The sequence below is a fragment of the Bacteroides sp. BFG-637 genome (genome assembly GCF_024793605.1).
GTDB classification, from domain to species: Bacteria; Bacteroidota; Bacteroidia; order Bacteroidales; family Bacteroidaceae; genus Bacteroides; species Bacteroides vicugnae.
The window spans coordinates 5,291,100-5,309,948 of record NZ_JANUPD010000002.1 but is presented as its reverse complement, the minus strand read 5'-3'; the positions used below and the strand labels follow the sequence as shown (position 1 = coordinate 5,309,948).

Sequence of the window (18,849 nt, the reverse complement as noted above, 5' to 3'; positions counted from 1 at the left end):
ATCAGATACAGAACTTATAAATACAACGAAAATGAAAATCAATAAAACAAATGCCGCACGGCTGTTAGATAAGGCTAAGATAGCCTATGAGTTAATTCCCTACGAAGTAGATGAAAACGACTTGAGTGCTGTTCATGTGGCAGCAAGTTTAGGAGAGAACATCGAGCAGGTTTTTAAAACGCTTGTTCTGCACGGCGATAAAAGCGGATATTTTGTCTGTGTCATTCCGGGGGAACATGAAGTTGATTTGAAACTGGCGGCTAAAGCTTCGGGTAACAAGAAGTGCGAGTTGATTCCCGTAAAAGAACTTCTGCCACTTACCGGATATATCCGCGGAGGTTGTTCGCCGATTGGTATGAAAAAGCATTTTCCGACTTATATTCATGAAACCAGTCAACAATTTCCGTATATTTATGTAAGTGCCGGTGTACGGGGACTTCAGATAAAAATAGCACCGGAAGATTTGATTCGTGAATCCAGAGCGGAAATTTGTCGTTTATTTGAGGAGTAAGTCTTATTATTTGTAGAGTAAATATGACTACATATTCTTTGAATGAATTAAAAAAGTATATATTTGCAGAAAATATCAATTTTATTAATCTAATATTCTTGTTTATATGTTTGAAGGACAACCGAAAGGGCTATACGCTTTAGCCTTGGCTAACACGGGCGAGCGTTTTGGCTACTACACGATGCTTGCTATTTTTACACTTTTCTTACAAGCGAAGTTTGGTTACACGGCAGCAGAAACTTCTACTATTTTTGGCTCATTTCTGGCAGCAGTTTATTTTATGCCTCTTATAGGTGGTATTTTGGCTGATAAATGTGGTTATGGTAAGATGGTAACAACGGGTATCGTTGTTATGTTTATTGGTTATTTGCTTTTGGCTATTCCTACAGCAGCGAATCTTACAGGCAAGATGATGATGTTTGGTTCACTGTTTCTGATCGCTTGCGGGACCGGCTTATTTAAAGGAAACCTGCAAGTTATGGTAGGTAATCTTTATGATTCTCCGGAATATAGCTCAAAGCGTGATACTGCTTTCAGTTTGTTTTATATGGCAATCAATGTGGGTGCTTTATTTGCTCCGACAGCTGCTACCAAAGTGACTAATTATATCTTAAGTGGCGCAGGATTTACCTATAATGCTCAAATACCTTCATTGGCCCATCAATTTCTTGGTGGGACTATTACTCCGGAAGGTAATGTTACCCTTAGTGGATTACAGGCGGCACAAGGCTTTGCCGGTGATACAGCTGCATTCTGTAGTACTTATATCGAGAAACTGTCAGAGGCATATAACTATGGCTTTGCCGTAGCTTGTATTTCTTTGATTATTTCAATGGCAATTTATATTTGTTGCCGTTCCATGTTTAAGCATGCAGACTATAACTCAAAACAAGCTAAGGCTGTAAATAACTATAATGAGCCGGAATTGACTCCGGCACAAACAAAAGAACGTATTGTTGCTTTGTTGCTTGTGTTTGCTGTGGTTATCTTTTTCTGGATGGCGTTCCACCAGAACGGTTTGACTATGACATTCTTTGCACGTGACTACACTACTCAATCTGTGACAGGAATTGATCGTATTGGATTCGATGTTTGGAATCTGGTTCTTGTTATCATTGCTGTTTATGGCGCATTCTCTCTATTCCAGTCAAAAACTGGTCGTGGAAAAGCCATTGCCGGTGTTGTCGTATTGGCTTCTCTTGCTATATTAGTGTGGAGCTATTGCTCTATGGATTCAACCGTAGAAATTCTTCCTCAAATATTCCAGCAGTTTAATCCATTTTTTGTAGTGGCTCTGACTCCGGTGTCTTTGGCTGTCTTTGGTTATTTGGCTAAAAAGAAAAAAGAACCTTCCGCACCGCGCAAAATCGGTATTGGTATGGTGATTGCAGCGTGTGGCTTCTTGATTTTAGCCATTGGTTCCATGGGCCTTCCTACTCCGAAAGCAGTAGGAAACGGCTGGTATTAATCCGGATGTTCTTGTTTCTCCCAACTGGTTGATTTCTACTTATCTGGTATTGACTTTTGCAGAGTTGTTGCTTTCACCAATGGGTATTTCTTTTGTATCAAAAGTAGCACCACCCAAGTATAAAGGTATGATGATGGGAGGCTGGTTTGTAGCTACAGCTATTGGAAATTACCTGGTTGCTATTATTGGTTATTTGTGGGGTGATATGCAACTGTGGATGGTATGGAGCGTATTGATTGCTTGTTGTCTGTTATCAGCTCTATTCATATTCTCTATCATGAAGAAGCTTGAAAAAGTTGCTTAAAATAAGGCAGGTATTTGCCTGAGATCTAATAATAAATTAGGGTAATAAACGGTTTGTATAAAAACCGTTTATTACCCTAATTTTTAAATATCCAATCCCATAATATAATCATTCATGTAATATCCGTTACCAATCGGGAAATCACCCTCCCGTAACTTTCTCATTCCCATGTGTTCGTAAAACTGCAAAGCCTTATTATTACGATTTACGTTGAGCTCCATCAAACAAGGTTCCGGGTGTATCTCTTTGATACACTTGATGGCTTCCCTAAATAAAAAACTGCCGCAATGCGTGCCTTGAAAACGGGGGAGAACATATATCTTCTGAAGATGGAATACATCTTTTTCCTGTGGTTGAATGGAAACATATCCGCATGGTTCATTCTCCTTATAAGCAATGGAGTACACATGTCCCTCTTCCTCCATTTGTTTGCGCACATTGGAAGGAGCATACATCCAGTCCATCATATAATCCAGTTGTTCGGGAGATAAAATTTCCTTGTAGGTGGCGGGGAATACCTCCTTTGCCATCTTATGAATAAGCTCGCAATCGGCTACTGTTGCTTTTCGAATTGTAAACATATCTATTATCTATTCTTGGTTTAATAGGCACAAATATAGCCATTATTTCTTTTCATAATAAGGAGTACACTCTCTAATGTTTTAATTATTATTAATTTATAGTACTTTGCAATGCAAGGTACTAAAGTAATGCATATATTTGTGCCATCTAAAAGAAGTGAATAATGAAAGTAGACAATGTAAAATCACAGATGAGGAAAGGCATGCTTGAATATTGCATCATGCTTTTGCTACACAAGGAACCCTCTTATGCTTCTGATATCATTCAAAAGTTGAAAGAAGCCCAACTGATTGTAGTGGAAGGCACCTTGTATCCATTGCTTACCCGTCTGAAAAATGACGATTTGTTAAGTTATGAATGGGTAGAATCTACCCAAGGACCTCCCCGCAAATACTATAAATTGACCGAACAGGGAGAAGTCTTTTTGGGAGAACTTGAAATTTCCTGGAAGGAACTTAATGAAACAGTGAATCATATTGCCAATAGATAATCCGAAAAAGAAGAAATAAAAATGAAAAAGACATTGACCATAAATTTAGGAGGAATTGTCTATCATATAGATGATGACGCCTACCGATTGTTAGACAATTATCTGTCTAACCTCAAACATTACTTTCGTAAACAGGAGGGTGCGGAAGAAATCGTAAACGATATTGAAATGCGTATTGCCGAACTGTTTGCCGAAAAAGTAAATGAAGGGAAACAGGTCATCACAGTTTCGGATGTGGAAGAAATCATCGCCCGCGTCGGCAAACCGGAAGACTTTGGAATTGCTGATGAGGATATGGACTCACAGAAAAGAACGGAACAAACATCGTCTGCTAATCAAGGCGGTACACAAACCTCTGCTCAACGCCGTTGGTTCCGTGATCCGGATAATAAATTGTTGGGAGGTGTAGCGGCAGGATTGGCAGCTTACTTCGGTTGGGACATTACATTGGTACGTATACTGATGATTATCCTGGTGTTTGTACCTTATTGCCCGATGATTATACTTTATATTATCGGATGGCTTGTTATTCCGGAAGCCCGTACTGCTGCAGAAAAATTGAGTATGCGTGGAGAAGCGGTGACCATTGAGAATATTGGCAAAACAGTGACAGACGGTTTCGAACGCGTAGCGGACGGAGTCAATAACTATATGAATTCCGGCAAACCTCGTACCTTTCTTCAAAAGATAGGTGATGTATTTGTTTCCATTGCTGCCGTTCTCTTTAAAATATTTCTGGTAGCTCTTGTCATTCTCTGCTGTCCTGTCTTGTTTGTATTGGCCGTTGTACTGGTAGCGCTGGTGTTTGCAGCAATTGCCGTGGCAGTTAGCGGAGGAGCATTACTTTACCAGATGCTGCCTGCCATTGACTGGATGCCGGTTACTTCTTTATCGCCAATGATGACACTACTGGGTACGATTGCCGGAGTTGCCCTCATCGGTATTCCATTAGGAGCTTTCTTGTATACTATCTTGCGGCAGTTATTCCATTGGTCGCCGATGGGAGCAGGTTTGAAATGGTCGCTATTGATTCTATGGATATTGGGTGCAGTCATAATGATTATTAATCTTTCAGCTCTTGGCTGGCAACTGCCTTTGTATGGCTTGCACTGCTCTTAACGAAGTCTCATTCTATATAAAAAAGGATAATATTTATTCTTTTATAAGTAAATGTACCCCGATAGTGTGTCCGGGGTACATTTTTTGTTTACTCTAATTCATCGTAAATCGAGAAATTATTAGTAAGTTTGTAAATACGTATTCAGGAAATAAAAATGGGTGAACATATATGTTTTAGGAGAAACGAACGTTTAGCGACAGTCAACCCTTATTGGAGAGGAAATCCGATGGTGCGCGGGCGTTTTTTTAATCGGCAGCATCGCTTCCGTCCGGGGATGGGGAGTGTACTGAAATGGCGTCTTTCGCCCAACCCCCAACGCAAGGAGAAGAAAACGGTGAAATGGGATCCGAAAGTTTGTTATCTCCGTTCATTGGATGCGGTGGTAGGAGATTCCCTGATATGGCTCGGACATAATTCTTTCTTTCTGCAATTAGCAGGTAAACGAATCATGTTCGATCCTGTGTTCGGAAGTATTCCTTTTGTGAAGAGGCAGAGCGAGTTTCCCGCTAATCCTGACATATTTACAGGGATTGATTATCTACTTGTCAGCCATGACCATTTCGATCATCTGGACAAGCAGAGTATAGCCCGCCTATTGAGGAATAACCCGCAAATGAAACTCTTTTGTGGATTGGGAACCGGTGAACTGATTCAGGGATGGTTTCCTGAAATGAAGGTGATTGAAGCCGGGTGGTATCAACAAATGGAAGATGAGGGATTGAAGATTACTTTTCTACCGGCACAACACTGGAGCAAACGTTCCGTACGCGATGGCGGCCAGCGACTGTGGGGAGCCTTCATGCTGCAAGGAGATGGAATCTCCCTTTATTATAGTGGTGACACTGGTTATTCCAGCCACTTTCGTGAGATTCCCGATCTGTTCGGAGCACCGGATTACGCTTTGTTGGGTATCGGGGCATATAAACCTCGCTGGTTTATGCGTCCCAATCATATATCGCCTCACGAGTCTTTGACTGCTGCCGAAGAAATGCATGCAGGACTTACTATCCCCATGCATTATGGCACATTCGATTTGTCTGACGAGCCTTTGCATGATCCCCCGAAAGTCTTTGCAACAGAAGCAAAGAAACGGAAGATCTCTGTGGAAATTCCTTATTTGGGAGAGATCGTGAAATTGAGGAAACAGAAATAAGAATATTTAGATACGAATAAAGAGATGAAGAAATTAGAAGTAAAAGATCTGAAAGAAAACTTTTTCGAAGCAATCGGAAAAGAGTGGATGCTCGTAACGGCGGGAACAAAAGAGAAGTTTAACACCATGACAGCAAGTTGGGGTGGCATCGGCTGGTTGTGGAATAAACCGGTTGCTTTCGTTTTTATCCGTCCTGAACGGTATACATACGAGTTTGTAGAGGAGAACGATCACCTGACACTTTCTTTCTTAGGAGAAGAAAATAAGAAGATTCATGCGGTTTGTGGTTCCAAGTCGGGACGTAATATAGATAAAGTAAAAGAAACCGGATTGAAACCTGTATTTACAGAAAAAGGTAATGTCCTGTTCGAACAGGCACGTTTGAGCCTGGAATGTAAGAAACTTTATGCTGACGCTATCAAACCGGAATGTTTTCTGGATAAAGAATCAATAGAAAAGTGGTATGGTGGTGCTCATGGAGGTTTCCATAAGATGTATATTGTAGAAATTGAAAATATTTACTCAAGGTAAAATTTAGCGGATTTTGGTTGAATGTAATGGAGAAGGCTCTGAACTCAAGTAGATTGAGAACAGAGCCTTCTTTTTACTTTATAGGAATATGTACCGTTTTTATTTGGACGGCGCTTTCTTTACCCATTTATCCAACCACTCAAAGAATGTGCGTTGCCATAAAACTCCATTCTGTGGCTTCAATACCCAGTGGTTTTCATCCGGATAAATCAGCAACTCTGCGGGAACACCACGCATCACGGCAGCATCAAAAGCAGCCATTGCCTGATTAGCCAGAATACGGTAGTCTTTTTCTCCATGAATACAGAGAATAGGAGTATCCCATTTCTCTACGAATAGGTGAGGAGAGTTGGCGAATGTACGCTGTGCCACCGGATTCTGTTTTTCCCAGTATGCGCCTCCCATATCCCAGTTGGCGAACCATTTTTCTTCAGTTTCCAGATACTGCATTTCCATGTTGAAGATACCATCATGAGCAATGAACGCTTTGAACCGTTTGTCGTGATGTCCGGCCAACCAATATACGGAGAATCCTCCGAAACTGGCACCTACGCATCCCAGACGATCTTTGTCCACATACGGCTCTTTTGCCATTTCATCAATAGCAGTGAAGTAATCCTTCATACACTGGCCACCGTAATCGCCGCTGATCTGTTCGTTCCATTCCACACCGAATCCCGGCAAACCGCGACGGTTCGGAGCGACGATGATATAATCATTAGCTGCCATAATCTGGAAGTTCCAGCGATAAGACCAGAACTGGCTTACCGGACTCTGCGGACCTCCTTCACAGAACAGCAAAGTCGGATATTTCTTGTTCGGATCAAACTGTGGAGGATAAATCACCCATGTCAACATCTGTTTGCCATCTGTTGTTTTCATCCAGCGACTTTCCACTTTACCCATTTCCAGCTGGTCATAGATTTGTTTATTCTCCTGTGTCAGTTGAGTGGTAGAACCATCCAGTGCCACAGAGTAAATCTCATCACCCATACTCATTGAATGACGTTTCGCAATCAGCTTATCTCCGAAAAGAGCTACCCCTTCGTAATCGTACATTCCTGAAGTAATAGCCTTTACCGAATCATTTGTCAGGTCAAGCGCATAAATCTGTGACTCTCCATGCCATACACCTGTGAAATAGATCACTTTTGCATCTGCTCCCCAGACAAAAGCATCTACATTCGATTCGAATGCCTTGCTCACAAAACGCTTCTCGCCGGTTTCCAGGTTCATGATGAACAGACGGTTCAGATCCGCTTCGTATCCATCCCGTTCCATGCTTTGCCAGGCAATATACTTGCCGTCCGGTGAGTATTGCGGATTGGTATCATATCCTTTGTTCTCTTCAGTAATGTTTTCCGTTTTCTTGGTGTTCAGGTCATATATATAAATATCCGAGTTGGTAGAAATCGCATATTCCAGGCCCGTCTTTTTGCGGCAAGTATAAGCCACTTTGTCCGAGGTTGTATTCCAGGCAAGTTGTTCGATGCCACCCCAAGGCTTCATCGGACTTTCATACGGTTCGTCGTTCAGGATATCCACGATATTGGAAATACCGTTACCATCAAAGTCGGCAATGAAAGGATGCGGAGCGGTCGTCACCCATTCATCCCAATGCTTGTACATCAGGTCGGTAACGATGATACCGGTGGCTTTCGGCAGGTCCGGATACTTATCAGCGGTGCTTTCTTTCGTCTTTACTTGTGAAATAAATAGCAGTTTTTTGCCATCCGGTGAGATGGAATATCCTTCGATATCTCCGTCGTAGCTGGTCAGCTGCTTGCGTCCGCTACCATCCGGATTCATTTCATAAAGCTGGCTGCTTCCGTTGTCATTGCTTAAGAATGCAAGTTTGGTGCCTCCCTTAATCCAAGTCACCTCATTTTCCTGATACGGGGTACGAGTGATTTGCTGGTTTTCGCTTCCGTCTGCGTTCATCACGAAAACTTCGCGGTTACTCTTGTTTTCCGGTACGCTGTAATACGCTACCGTATACGCAATTTTCTTTCCGTCGGGCGATACGGCGAATCCGCCGATACGTCCCATATCCCAAAGTGCTTCGGGAGTCATGCGCTTCCCTTCGATCTTTATGTCCGATTTCTCGATAAGCACCTGATCTGTCTTGCCTGCGTCTTTGGTTCCTCCGCAGGCAGCTAATAACATTGCTGCCGACATCATAAATAAATTAGCTTGTCTCATATATTTTATAAAATGTTTATTTTCTTGCGAAGATAGTGAAAAAAGGATTTAAATCTTCTTTTTCTGCCAGTTTCCTTTCTTCATGTACCAGTAGCAGAATATCAGTATAAAAGTACCGTACACACATTCCGTCGTCCAGGCAAATGCGATATCCATTCGTAGGTGCAGGATAAAATATGCAGAATATGCCACATAAATAACCAATACACAAAGTTCCATAGCCAGTGCTGTTCGAGTATTTCCCGTACCTGATACCGACTGGAAATAAACATTGGCAGGCACCAACACCAGGTAAGCGGAACACAATACCCATAGTGAAGATACGGATGCAGCCCTTAAATCCGGCATATCCGTATAGATACGCAGAATCAGATCCGGAAACAGGCAGAAGAATACCAGAATCGGCAATACAAATAGATATCCGATCCGAATGTGCTGCCTGATAGTTCCCCGTACACAATCCTGTTCGCCTGCACCGATCAGGTTACTTACCAGTGAGCCACAAGTAGCTGCAAATGCCATCGCAATCATGAACGGGATACCCGACACGTTACGGATAATGTTGGCGATTGCCAGAGAACGTTCTCCCAAATGTTCCACGAACAGAAAGAACATAAACCAGGTAGATAAGGAAACAAAGTTCTGAATCATGGTCCATACGGAGACGTTCAGTATTCGTTTCAATGTTTTCCCTTGGAATTTGGGCAGTATATTCAATGCATACTTCTTGCAGTCAATCCGTTTCCACGTATAGATAATGAAGAAAATCACCGATACCATTTCGGCCAGTGAAGAACCGATGGCAGCACCGGCAATACCCAGTTGCGGGAAACCGAATTTACCGAAGATCAGGATATAGTTGAACACCACATTCGAAAGTACCATCACAATCGAGTTCAACGTCAATGTTTTGGTTTGTGTCGTGCCTACAAAGAAAGCGCGGAACATCACCATGACAAAGGAGAAGAAGAACCCATACACACGCCACTGAATATAACTTTCGGCTGCATCATAAATATGAGGAGACGAAATTATATTTTTGAGGATATGGGGTGAGAATACAATGGAGAGCGTAAATAAGATCACAGCCATTACAAGCAGGAAATAAACGCCCTGATAGAAAATCGGGCCGATTTCCTTGTAGTTTCCTTCTCCGTTGCGACGGGCTATTAATATCTGTGCACCGATGCTGAAACCGAATGCCATCATAAAGATGGCAAGATAATATACACCTGCAATAGCAGAAGCACCCAGCTCGATTTCACCTACACGTCCCAGAAAGGCTGTGTCCGTCATACCGATCATCTGCTCCATAATCAGGCTGATTAGGATAGGGTAGGCAATCATCCAGATTTGTTTATACGAATATTTAGTTTTCATCCTATTTTATTTTTTAGAGAAAGAAAGCCGGGCAACCAAAATAGGGTGTCCGGCTTTCTTAGAATAGATTTCGGGAATTACTCCTTATTTTTTATTCTGTCTTTGCTGCTGCAATAGCTCTTGTTGCTTTTGCATCGCCTCCAGGCGAGCAGCAAATCCGGTCTTTTTCATTTGTTTCGGGTCTTTCTTTTTCGCTTCAAGAATAGACAATAATTTGACCTCGTCAGTCGTTCTACGAAGCAGAATCATAGTCCCCACACTAATCAGCGTTGACACGAAGTAGTAATAGTTCAAACCTGACGGATAGTCGTTCAAGACGAACAAGAACATAATCGGCATCAGATACATCATCCATTTCATGGCTGCCATTTGTGGCTGCGCTCCGGTATCCTGCATAGACATTGTGTACTTTGTGTTCAGGATATTGGTCACCGTCATCAGCAAGCAGAACAAGCTAAGATGGTTACCCAGGAACGGAATATGGAACGGGAACGTGATGAACGCATCATAAGTAGAAAGGTCGTCCGCCCACAAGAAGCTCTGTTGACGCAGCTCGATAGCACTCGGCACGAACATAAACAAAGCCATCAGGATAGGGAACTGCAATAACATCGGCAGACAGCCGCCCATCGGGCTTACCCCGTACTGGCTGTAAAGGCCCATCACCTCCTGCTGTTTCTTCATTGCATCTTCCTGCTTCGGGTATTTCTTGTTGATTTCGTCAATTTTCGGTTTCAATACACGCATCTTGGCAGAAGACATATATGTTTTCCAGGTAGCCGGATAAACCAGCACTTTTACCATAATAGTCAGAATCAACAGAACGATACCCATGCTCAATCCCCAACCGGACAACCAGTCGAATACGTTGATCGTGATAAACTGGTTAATCCAGCGAATCAACGGCCAACCCAAGTAAACGAGTCGGTGAAGCTCCCATTTCTCGTCACGGCCTTTATCCAACGCTTTCAACGTCTTGAAGTGGTTCGGACCGAAGTAGAAATACATCTCTGTCGGTTCCTTACCTGACGGATCAAAGAAAGTATTCATTTCAGCAGAATAATCTTTGATATATCCGCTTCCCTGTTGTTCCATTTTTGACTTAACGGAAACCTTGTCGAAATCCTGTTCAGCGATAAATACAGACGAGAAGAACTGATTCTTGAAAGCTACCCAATCAATGCGTCCCGGCAAATCCTGACTGTCATCTTTGGCAGCAGACAAGTTGTCTACATTGTCACCTGTTACTTTATAAGTCAGTTCCGACAGACGATTCTCATAAGTGAATCCTTTTTCCAGTTGGCGGGCACGTTGTGACCAGTCGATGTCCACATACTTAGTGCTTGCCAACTTGTCTTCCATGCCTGTCGCTTTGATTTCAAAGTTCATCAGGTAGCTATCCGGTTTCAGTGTATAGATGAAATCGATATAGCTTGCGCTATCCGCAGCCAGACGCATTGTAACACTACTGTCCGTCTTGTTCACCGCTTCAAAGAAATAATCTTTGGTCTGGATGGCTCCTGCTTTGTTGTAGAAGTTGAAGTTCATCGAAGCATCGTCACCGTCGAACAACATGACCGGCGTCTTTTTGTCCTGTGCCATATAATCTTTCAGCATGGCTGAATAGACACGTCCGCCTTTGGTTGTGAAAGTGATTTCCGCTACATTATTCCGGATGCTGATTTTAGAGTCGGTTCCATGCAAGGCATTGAAAAACAAAGCAGAAGAATCGGCAGCCGTTGCCACCTCTTTTTGGCTGTTAGCCAGTGCAGCTTCCGTTTTAGCCTTCAACGCTTCCTCCTGCTGCTGTACCACGGCAATAGAATCGTAGTATTTCTTTTGTGCAGCTATCTGTTCCTCGCTTGGACGGCTCAAAAAACTGAATCCTACCAATAATATACCTATCAGAACGAGACCTGTGATGGTGTTTTTATCCATTCTTATTTTAATTACAAATTATATAAATTACAAACTACCGGTTGTTTACCACGTATCGTTAGCCGTTCACCGTTGCTTTTTCGTTTTCGATGGCAGCTTTCACAAAGGCGACGAACAACGGATGAGGGTTCAGTACCGTACTACCATATTCCGGATGGAACTGTGTGCCGACAAACCATTTCAAAGCCGGGATTTCAACAATTTCTACCAGATCCGATTCCGGGTTGATACCTACACATTTCATGCCGGCAGCTTCCATATCGGTCTTTATAATCATTGTTGAACTCATAGCGATGACGGTGACGTTCTTGAATATGTTCCTGTCCGTAAGCCTGATATGCTTTAGAACCTTTCTGCAAAACACATTCGTAAGCACCCAGACGCATGGTACCACCCATGTTGGTGATTGCCTTCTGTTCTTCCATGATATCAATCACGTTATGCGGAGTTTTTTCATCCATTTCACGTGAGTTGGCATCAGCGTATCCCAGTACGTTGCGGGCAAACTCGATAGCAATACATTGCATACCCAGACAAATACCGAAAGTCGGGATGTCATGTGTACGTGTATATTTGATAGCGACAAACTTGCCGTCGATACCCCGTTGACCGAATCCCGGACCAATCATTACACCCGCCATACCTTTCAGAGCTTCACATACATTTTCGTCTGTCAACTTCTCGCTGTTTACGAAATGAACTTCCACTTTGCGGTCATTGTACGTTCCTGCCTGTGATAAAGCCTCACGGATAGACTTATAAGCATCCTGCAAGTCATATTTTCCAACCAGTGCAATATTGATCGGATCTTTTGTCTCTGCGGCGTGACGGCGTTCCAGGAACTTACGCCATGGGCCGAGTCCCGGAGTTTCTCCTACCGGCAGTCCCATCTTTTCGAGGATAGTGCTGTCCAGTCCTTGTGCCTGCATCAGGATAGGTACTTCGTAGATTGTTTCCGCGTCGATAGACTGCACAACAGCCTTATCGTCTACATTACAGAATTGTGCCACTTTCTTACGCAATCCGTCACTTAGCGGATGCTCGGCACGCAGAACCAGTACATCCGGCTGAATACCCACACTTTGGAGTTCCTTTACAGAATGTTGCGTCGGTTTTGTTTTCAATTCTCCGGCAGCAGCAAGATAAGGAACATAAGTCAAGTGTACGCAAAGAGCGTTCTTACCGAGTTCCCATTTCAACTGACGGATACTTTCGAGGTAGGGGAGTGATTCGATGTCACCTACCGTACCACCGATTTCAGTAATCACAAAATCAAACTTGTATTTATTACCAAGCAGTTTAACATTCCGTTTGATCTCGTCTGTGATGTGAGGAATCACTTGGATGGTTTTACCCAGATAGTCTCCACGGCGTTCCTTGTCAATGACGCTCTTGTAGATACGTCCCGTAGTAATGTTGTTCGCCTTTGTCGTTTGTATTCCCAGGAATCTCTCATAGTGTCCCAGGTCGAGGTCGGCTTCGTGTCCGTCTACGGTTACATAGCACTCCCCGTGCTCATAAGGATTTAATGTTCCCGGGTCGATGTTAATATACGGGTCAAACTTCTGGATGGTTACATTATAACCTCTTGCTTGCAGCAACTTACCGATGGATGATGAGATGATCCCTTTTCCTAAAGAAGAGGCAACACCACCGGTGACGAAAATATACTTTGTTTCTCCCACAGCTATAACTGTTTTAATAATTGTTACTTAGTAGTATTCTTACGAACTTAAAAAGCGCAAAATTATAAAAAAAAGGGGAAGATTGCAGACTTTCGTCTCTACAATTTTATTAAAAAATGCAATTTTGAAAGAATCCTATGATTTCTAAACAAAATAATGTAGCTTTGCAGCCTAAACCATAGACAAATATGATGAGAATTACTACTTTATGTTCAGCGTTTATCCTGTCAATCTTATCGTTATCGCTTTTTGCACAGGAGCCTGTCGAATCCGCTTCACTTCCGACTGACTCTCTGCAGCCTGCTCCTGCAGCGATCAAACCTGCCAAAACGGTTAAATCTTCAACAGTGGTGGCAAAAGCCAGAGTCGTGAGGGCAGATACCCTTTCTGCAGAACTTCAGAAATATTTGATGCTAAAACTTAATCTGTCTGGTCCGACTCCGAAACTGGATACCGTTTCTTATTTATATAATAAGTATGTTGCACAATTAGATTATTTGAACGACTTGTCCGTTCCGCCACGTTATATTCCGTCTGATCCCGATTATTTCCGCTTATTTACACCTGTGGCGTATTATTATGCCCCGATGGCGCAATATTCGAAATTGGAATGGAAACCCATACAATTGGATGCTACTCCTCAACTGACAACAGAACTTCTGCCATACGATACCTTGGCATTTACCAAAACCCAGCGTGCCGGTAAAATAGTGAACAGTGCGTTGATGGATCTGTATCTGGCACATCCGGATTTGGTTGTAACTACAGAAGATCGCATCATGAGCCGTGATGTGTTCCGTCACGATGTGAAGCCGAAAATATCTCCGAAAGCAACTGTTGTTCATCTGTTTCAACCGGAAAATATGGATGATAATGTAGGAAAGGCCAATATGAAGATTAGTCGACCTAACTGGTGGGTTACGGGAGGTAACGGGTCGTTGCAGATCAGTCAGAACCACCTGTCGGACAACTGGTATAAGGGAGGGGAAAGCAACTTTTCCGGATTAGCGACTTTTCAGGTTTTTGCCAACTATAATGACAATGAAAAAGTACTGTTTGAAAACCAGTTGGAAGCTAAAGTCGGTATGACTTCCACTCCGTCAGATGAATACCATAAATATCTTTTTAATACCGACCAATTTCGCTTGTATAATAAATTAGGTCTGAGAGCTTTCAAGAACTGGTATTATACCATTTCTTCCGAGTTCAAGACGCAGTTCTTTAATGGTTATAAAGCTAATAGTGAAGAATTGGTTTCGGCTTTCATGTCTCCGGCAGATTTGGCGGTCAGTGTCGGTATGGACTACAAACTGACTAAGAAGAAATTTAATCTTTCCGTGTTTATGGCACCGTTAACTTATAATTTACGTTATATTGGTAGCTCGGAAGTGGATGAAACAAAATTCGGTTTGGACAAAGGCAAATGTTCTAAAAATGACTTCGGTTCCCAGCTGCAATCGACATTCAACTGGACCATCATCTCTGCAGTGACTTTAGAATCCCGTCTCAATTGTCTGACCAACTACCATTGGGCACGTATAGAGTGGGAGAATACATTCAATTTTGTGTTGAACCGTTATCTTTCTACTAAGCTCTATATACATACCCGTTTTGACGACAGTTCGAAACCGACTGAAGGAGACAGCTTCTTCCAGTTGAAAGAATTGCTTAGTTTCGGTATTAATTATAAGTGGTAAGAAATTTAAAGTTTCCCCAAAGAAATAAAAGAGGCTGTTTAACAATAAAATGTTATTCAGTCTCTTTTTTTGATCCATATATTTGTTATATCACTAATTTATAATTCAAAATATAACTTATATGGCAACAGTAAAAGTGAAATTTCGTCCTTCTTCAGTTTGTAAAAAAGAGGGGACTTTATTTTATCAAGTGACTCATAATAGAGTCGTGAAGCGGATAAGCACGTGTTACAAGATTTTCCCGTCGGAATGGGATAACCGGTTTTCTTCGGTTATTACCTTCACTGATAACGAAGTTCGTGCACGTCATCTTGTTACATTAAGAAAATGCATTTTAGAAGATCAATCCCGGCTTAAAGAAATTATTCGACGGTTTGAGCGGTCGGCGGATACTTTTACGTCAGACGATGTAGTGAAAGCCTATAAAGTACCTCTTGTTGACGGTTTCCTGTCATTTGGGCGGAATCTTATTGTGCAGTTGGAGCAAATAGGTAAAGAACGTACCGCTGAAACCTATAGGGCAACCTTAAATAGTTTCGAACGTTTCATGGGAAGCCGTGGTGATATTCTTATTGAAGGAGTGGATTCTGCTTTTATGGTTGAGTATGAAACATTTTTAAAATCAACTGGAGTATGCCCCAACAGTTCTTCGTATTATATGAGAAATTTGCGTGCGATATATAACCGTGCTGTTGACAAGGGGTTGACGGTACAGCGTAGTCCGTTCAAACATGTGTATACTGGGATTGACAAGACAATGAAGCGTGCTGTGTCAATGACAGTTATTCGCCAGATAAGAGATCTGGAACTGGGTTTTTCATCTTCAATGGAGTATGCTCGGGATATCTTTATGTTTTCGTTTTATACTCGTGGAATGTCGTTTATAGATATAGCATTCCTTAAAAAGAAAGATATTCAGAATGGCATCTTGTCATATCGGCGTCACAAGACGAATCAGCAGCTTTTTATCAAATGGGAAAAGCCTATGCAAGAAATCGTTAACAAGTATAATACGGTAGATACGCCTTATCTGTTACCGATAATAAAAGATATAGGTAAAAATGAAAGGCGGCAATATATAAATGCGGCACATTTGATAAACAGGAAATTAAAAATGATTGGAGAACTGTTGAATTTGAATGTGACACTGACAACATACGTTGCCCGCCATGCTTGGGCCAGTATAGCCCGAAGCAAAAATATTTCTATTTCTGTTATTAGCGAGGCTATGGGACACGACTCGGAGAATACTACAAAAATTTATCTTGCATCATTGGATACTTCAGCTGTGGATAATGCTAATAATCTTATTATCAATTCCTTATAATGATAAAAAAGAAATGAGCGTATATTATTGAGCCGGTACTTTTCTTATCAAGAAAAGTATTAATTTGATGCAAAATTATAAAAAAACGGCCATACAGCATTATATCCAACAACTTTTTTTATTCTGTAACAAAAAATATTAGCATTTTTTGTAAAATGTTAATTGAAACAGCACTTTAATATAATCCAAAAGTATCAGTATCAGATAGTATTGTTGTCGGTACTTTTCTTGATAAGAGAAGTATTGGATTAAGCCATAAAGCAAATAGAATTGGGGTATAAACATATTTGCAGGGGAAATAAAGATCAAGATATATTTTTAGAATATCAGTAAATGCTAATTTGTTTATTGCTGTTTGTTTGGGGTAATGCTTAAAGAGAAATAGTAACAATTATTTGGCATAGGAACACACATAAATGATGAAACTAAGGATTCTTTTTCTGATAGTAGCCATGAATGGCGTGGCTTATACAATTAATGCGCAGAAAGTGGCGCTAAAGACCAATATCCTGTCCGATGTTTTCATGAATGTAAATACCGGTTTCGAGGTAGGACTTGCACCTCGGTGGACATTGGATATTTCCGGAGATTTCAACGCATGGACCTTATCGCATAATCGCCGGTGGAAACACTGGGCGGTACAACCTGAAGCACGCTATTGGTTTTGCGATCGCTTTGCAGGTCATTTTGTCGGAGCTCATCTCCACGGTGGACAATATAATATAGGTGGTATTGACACTGATTTCAAATTACTGGGCACAGATTTTTCAACTCTTAAGGACACCCGCTATCAAGGATGGTTTGTTGGCGGCGGTGTTGCTTATGGTTATGCTTGGATCTTGGGGCGTCATTGGAATATCGAGGCTGAAATAGGTGTCGGTTATTCCTATACCCGATATGACCGTTTCAGGTGCGCCGGGTGTGGAAAGAAAGTGGAGGAGAGCAAGCCGCATAACTATTTTGGTCTCACTAAAGCGGCAGTGAATTTAGTTTATTTATTCTAAAAGCGTTTAGTTATGAAACGAACTATTTTTATTATAACAGCATTGCTGGGAGCTGGCTGTATGCTGAATGCCCAGCAAACAATTGGAGTGACAACAGATAACCTTAAAATTGAACGGAACGGTGAATATATAGTAGTCGATATGAATATGGGGCTGTCTCCTCTTGATGTGGAGAGCAATAGAGCAGTGCTGCTCACTCCTCGCTTTGTGTGCGCTACGGACACGTTGGAGCTTCCTTCGGTAGGAGTTTATGGGCGTCGTCGTTATTATTATTATGTGCGTAATGGTGAAAGTATGCTCTCCGGCAAAAAAGAGATGACATTCAAAGCACATTCCAGACCAGAAGATGTGGCGTATCATGCTATTATTCCTTATTATAAATGGATGAACGGTTCTGCACTGGAACTGTATCGTAGTGATTACGGATGTTGTAGTACACTATTAGCGGAATGTATCGAGCCGTTGGGCGGATATGCCGAAATAGAACCGCTTTCTCCACAGTTGCTCTATGTATACCCACAGGCAGAAACAGTCAAAAGTCGTTCGCTTTCCGGTTCGGCTTTTATCGATTTCCCGGTCGACAAGACGGTTATATATCCCGAATATCGTCGGAATACTTCCGAGTTGGGTAAAATTCAGGCTTCTATTGACTCTGTCCGTAATGATAAAGATATAACCATCACTTCGGTATGGCTTAAAGGTTACGCTTCACCTGAAAGTCCATACTCCCATAACCGTGATTTGGCGATAGGTCGTACAGCGGCATTGAAAAGTTATATCAATCAACTGTACCATTTCAGGGATAGTGTAATAACTACCGCCTATGAACCGGAAGATTGGGGAGGATTGCGCCGGTATGTTGAGAAAACGAACCTTGCACATCGTACGGAAATATTGGCAATGATTGACAGTGACATGGAACCGGATGCTAAGGAAGCAAAAATCAAGCGGACTTATCCGGAAGAATACCGTTTCTTGTTACAAAACTGTTATCCGGCTTTACGCCACACTGACTATCGCATAGATTACATTATCCGCAGCTTCAGTGATGTAGAAGAAATCAAACGTATTATGCGGACACAACCGCAAAAACTTAGTCTTAATGAGTTCTATCTCGTGGCGCGGACATACGAACCGGGAAGCGCAGAGTTTAATGAGGTGTTTGAAACGGCCGTGAGAATGTATCCCGATGATGAGATTGCCAATTTGAATGCTGCAAACTCTGCTATGCAGCGTAAGGATTTTGAAAGCGCAGAGCGTTATCTTTCCAAAGCGGGAGATTCGTCACAGGCGGTATACGCTCGTGGGGTATATGCCTTTGGAGTAGGGAAGTATGATGATGCTCGAAGGTTCCTGAATGATGCGAAGGCGATGGGAGTAGAGGAAGCGGAGATAATTCTTATTGAGATAAATAAAATAGAGAAAGCAAAAAAAATAAATTATTAATCCATTAACAT

At 42.0% G+C, this 18,849-nt stretch carries 13 protein-coding genes and 2 pseudogenes; 10 read left to right on the top strand and 5 right to left on the bottom strand.

Translation table 11 applies throughout. The features are described 5' to 3' along the window. Positions 1-31 precede the first annotated feature (31 nt). Both ybaK and NXX38_RS20855 read left to right on the top strand, forming a co-directional pair. The gene (gene ybaK, locus NXX38_RS20860; RefSeq protein ID WP_004309260.1) at positions 32-511 is read left to right on the top strand and encodes a Cys-tRNA(Pro) deacylase; all 480 of its coding nucleotides are present in this window, start codon (positions 32-34) and stop codon (positions 509-511) included. Positions 512-617: 106 nt separating this feature from the next. Next, positions 618-2,283: pseudogene (locus NXX38_RS20855) on the top strand (peptide MFS transporter). An 83-nt stretch (positions 2,284-2,366) separates the two neighbouring features. Here the strand turns inward: NXX38_RS20855 and NXX38_RS20850 are convergent. Beyond that, complete coding sequence (locus NXX38_RS20850) at positions 2,367-2,864, bottom strand: GNAT family N-acetyltransferase (protein ID WP_148367472.1); 498 nt, start codon at positions 2,862-2,864, stop codon at positions 2,367-2,369. Positions 2,865-3,028: 164 nt separating this feature from the next. Between NXX38_RS20850 and NXX38_RS20845 the strand changes: the two genes are divergently transcribed. The 4 genes from NXX38_RS20845 to NXX38_RS20830 all read left to right on the top strand — a co-directional run bounded on the left by NXX38_RS20845 (position 3,029) and on the right by NXX38_RS20830 (position 6,159). Further along, complete coding sequence (locus NXX38_RS20845; RefSeq protein WP_007752390.1) at positions 3,029-3,355, top strand: PadR family transcriptional regulator; 327 nt, start codon at positions 3,029-3,031, stop codon at positions 3,353-3,355. Between the two features lie 21 nt (positions 3,356-3,376). Next, entirely contained in the window at positions 3,377-4,474 is a 1,098-nt protein-coding gene (locus NXX38_RS20840; protein ID WP_148367470.1) for a PspC domain-containing protein, read from the top strand. Between the two features lie 155 nt (positions 4,475-4,629). Next, positions 4,630-5,628, top strand: coding sequence for an MBL fold metallo-hydrolase (locus tag NXX38_RS20835; protein WP_148367468.1), 999 nt, complete (start codon positions 4,630-4,632; stop codon positions 5,626-5,628). Between the two features lie 24 nt (positions 5,629-5,652). Continuing rightward, positions 5,653-6,159 carry a flavin reductase family protein gene (locus NXX38_RS20830; protein ID WP_029425934.1) on the top strand — a complete coding sequence of 169 codons (507 nt, stop codon included), beginning with the start codon at positions 5,653-5,655 and terminating at the stop codon, positions 6,157-6,159. 99 nt (positions 6,160-6,258) lie between these two features. Here NXX38_RS20830 and NXX38_RS20825 read toward each other — a convergent pair whose 3' ends face one another. The 4 genes and pseudogenes from NXX38_RS20825 to NXX38_RS20810 form a co-directional block, all read right to left on the bottom strand. Next, the gene (locus tag NXX38_RS20825; protein ID WP_148367466.1) at positions 6,259-8,361 is read right to left on the bottom strand and encodes a S9 family peptidase; all 2,103 of its coding nucleotides are present in this window, start codon (positions 8,359-8,361) and stop codon (positions 6,259-6,261) included. Between the two features lie 48 nt (positions 8,362-8,409). Beyond that, positions 8,410-9,741, bottom strand: a complete 1,332-nt coding sequence (gene bexA / locus NXX38_RS20820) for a multidrug efflux MATE transporter BexA (RefSeq protein ID WP_258980959.1) — start codon at positions 9,739-9,741, stop codon at positions 8,410-8,412. An 84-nt stretch (positions 9,742-9,825) separates the two neighbouring features. Beyond that, positions 9,826-11,679, bottom strand: coding sequence for a membrane protein insertase YidC (gene yidC, locus NXX38_RS20815; protein WP_148367462.1), 1,854 nt, complete (start codon positions 11,677-11,679; stop codon positions 9,826-9,828). Between the two features lie 58 nt (positions 11,680-11,737). Beyond that, a pseudogene (locus tag NXX38_RS20810) lies at positions 11,738-13,364 on the bottom strand (CTP synthase). Positions 13,365-13,552: 188 nt separating this feature from the next. Between NXX38_RS20810 and NXX38_RS20805 the strand changes: the two are divergent. The 4 genes from NXX38_RS20805 to NXX38_RS20790 all read left to right on the top strand — a co-directional run bounded on the left by NXX38_RS20805 (position 13,553) and on the right by NXX38_RS20790 (position 18,838). Further along, a complete protein-coding gene (locus tag NXX38_RS20805; protein ID WP_148367457.1) occupies positions 13,553-15,061 on the top strand; it encodes a DUF3078 domain-containing protein in 1,509 nt (502 codons plus the stop codon). Positions 15,062-15,182: 121 nt separating this feature from the next. After that, the gene (locus tag NXX38_RS20800; RefSeq protein ID WP_217722126.1) at positions 15,183-16,388 is read left to right on the top strand and encodes a site-specific integrase; all 1,206 of its coding nucleotides are present in this window, start codon (positions 15,183-15,185) and stop codon (positions 16,386-16,388) included. A gap of 419 nt (positions 16,389-16,807) precedes the next feature. Then, complete coding sequence (locus NXX38_RS20795) at positions 16,808-17,392, top strand: DUF3575 domain-containing protein (protein WP_148367568.1); 585 nt, start codon at positions 16,808-16,810, stop codon at positions 17,390-17,392. 12 nt (positions 17,393-17,404) lie between these two features. Continuing rightward, the gene (locus NXX38_RS20790; RefSeq protein WP_258980955.1) at positions 17,405-18,838 is read left to right on the top strand and encodes a M48 family metallopeptidase; all 1,434 of its coding nucleotides are present in this window, start codon (positions 17,405-17,407) and stop codon (positions 18,836-18,838) included. The last annotated feature ends 11 nt before the right edge of the window (positions 18,839-18,849 follow it).

What these genes read in the sequence shown, in the direction of transcription:
- ybaK (WP_004309260.1), top strand. Translation starts at nt 32, where the DNA reads ATGAAAATCAATAAAACAAATGCCGCACGGCTGTTAGATAAGGCTAAG.
- NXX38_RS20850 (WP_148367472.1), bottom strand. Translation starts at nt 2,864, where the DNA reads ATGTTTACAATTCGAAAAGCAACAGTAGCCGATTGCGAGCTTATTCAT.
- NXX38_RS20845 (WP_007752390.1), top strand. Translation starts at nt 3,029, where the DNA reads ATGAAAGTAGACAATGTAAAATCACAGATGAGGAAAGGCATGCTTGAA.
- NXX38_RS20840 (WP_148367470.1), top strand. Translation starts at nt 3,377, where the DNA reads ATGAAAAAGACATTGACCATAAATTTAGGAGGAATTGTCTATCATATA.
- NXX38_RS20835 (WP_148367468.1), top strand. Translation starts at nt 4,630, where the DNA reads ATGGGTGAACATATATGTTTTAGGAGAAACGAACGTTTAGCGACAGTC.
- NXX38_RS20830 (WP_029425934.1), top strand. Translation starts at nt 5,653, where the DNA reads ATGAAGAAATTAGAAGTAAAAGATCTGAAAGAAAACTTTTTCGAAGCA.
- NXX38_RS20825 (WP_148367466.1), bottom strand. Translation starts at nt 8,361, where the DNA reads ATGAGACAAGCTAATTTATTTATGATGTCGGCAGCAATGTTATTAGCT.
- bexA (WP_258980959.1), bottom strand. Translation starts at nt 9,741, where the DNA reads ATGAAAACTAAATATTCGTATAAACAAATCTGGATGATTGCCTACCCT.
- yidC (WP_148367462.1), bottom strand. Translation starts at nt 11,679, where the DNA reads ATGGATAAAAACACCATCACAGGTCTCGTTCTGATAGGTATATTATTG.
- NXX38_RS20805 (WP_148367457.1), top strand. Translation starts at nt 13,553, where the DNA reads ATGATGAGAATTACTACTTTATGTTCAGCGTTTATCCTGTCAATCTTA.
- NXX38_RS20800 (WP_217722126.1), top strand. Translation starts at nt 15,183, where the DNA reads ATGGCAACAGTAAAAGTGAAATTTCGTCCTTCTTCAGTTTGTAAAAAA.
- NXX38_RS20795 (WP_148367568.1), top strand. Translation starts at nt 16,808, where the DNA reads ATGAAACTAAGGATTCTTTTTCTGATAGTAGCCATGAATGGCGTGGCT.
- NXX38_RS20790 (WP_258980955.1), top strand. Translation starts at nt 17,405, where the DNA reads ATGAAACGAACTATTTTTATTATAACAGCATTGCTGGGAGCTGGCTGT.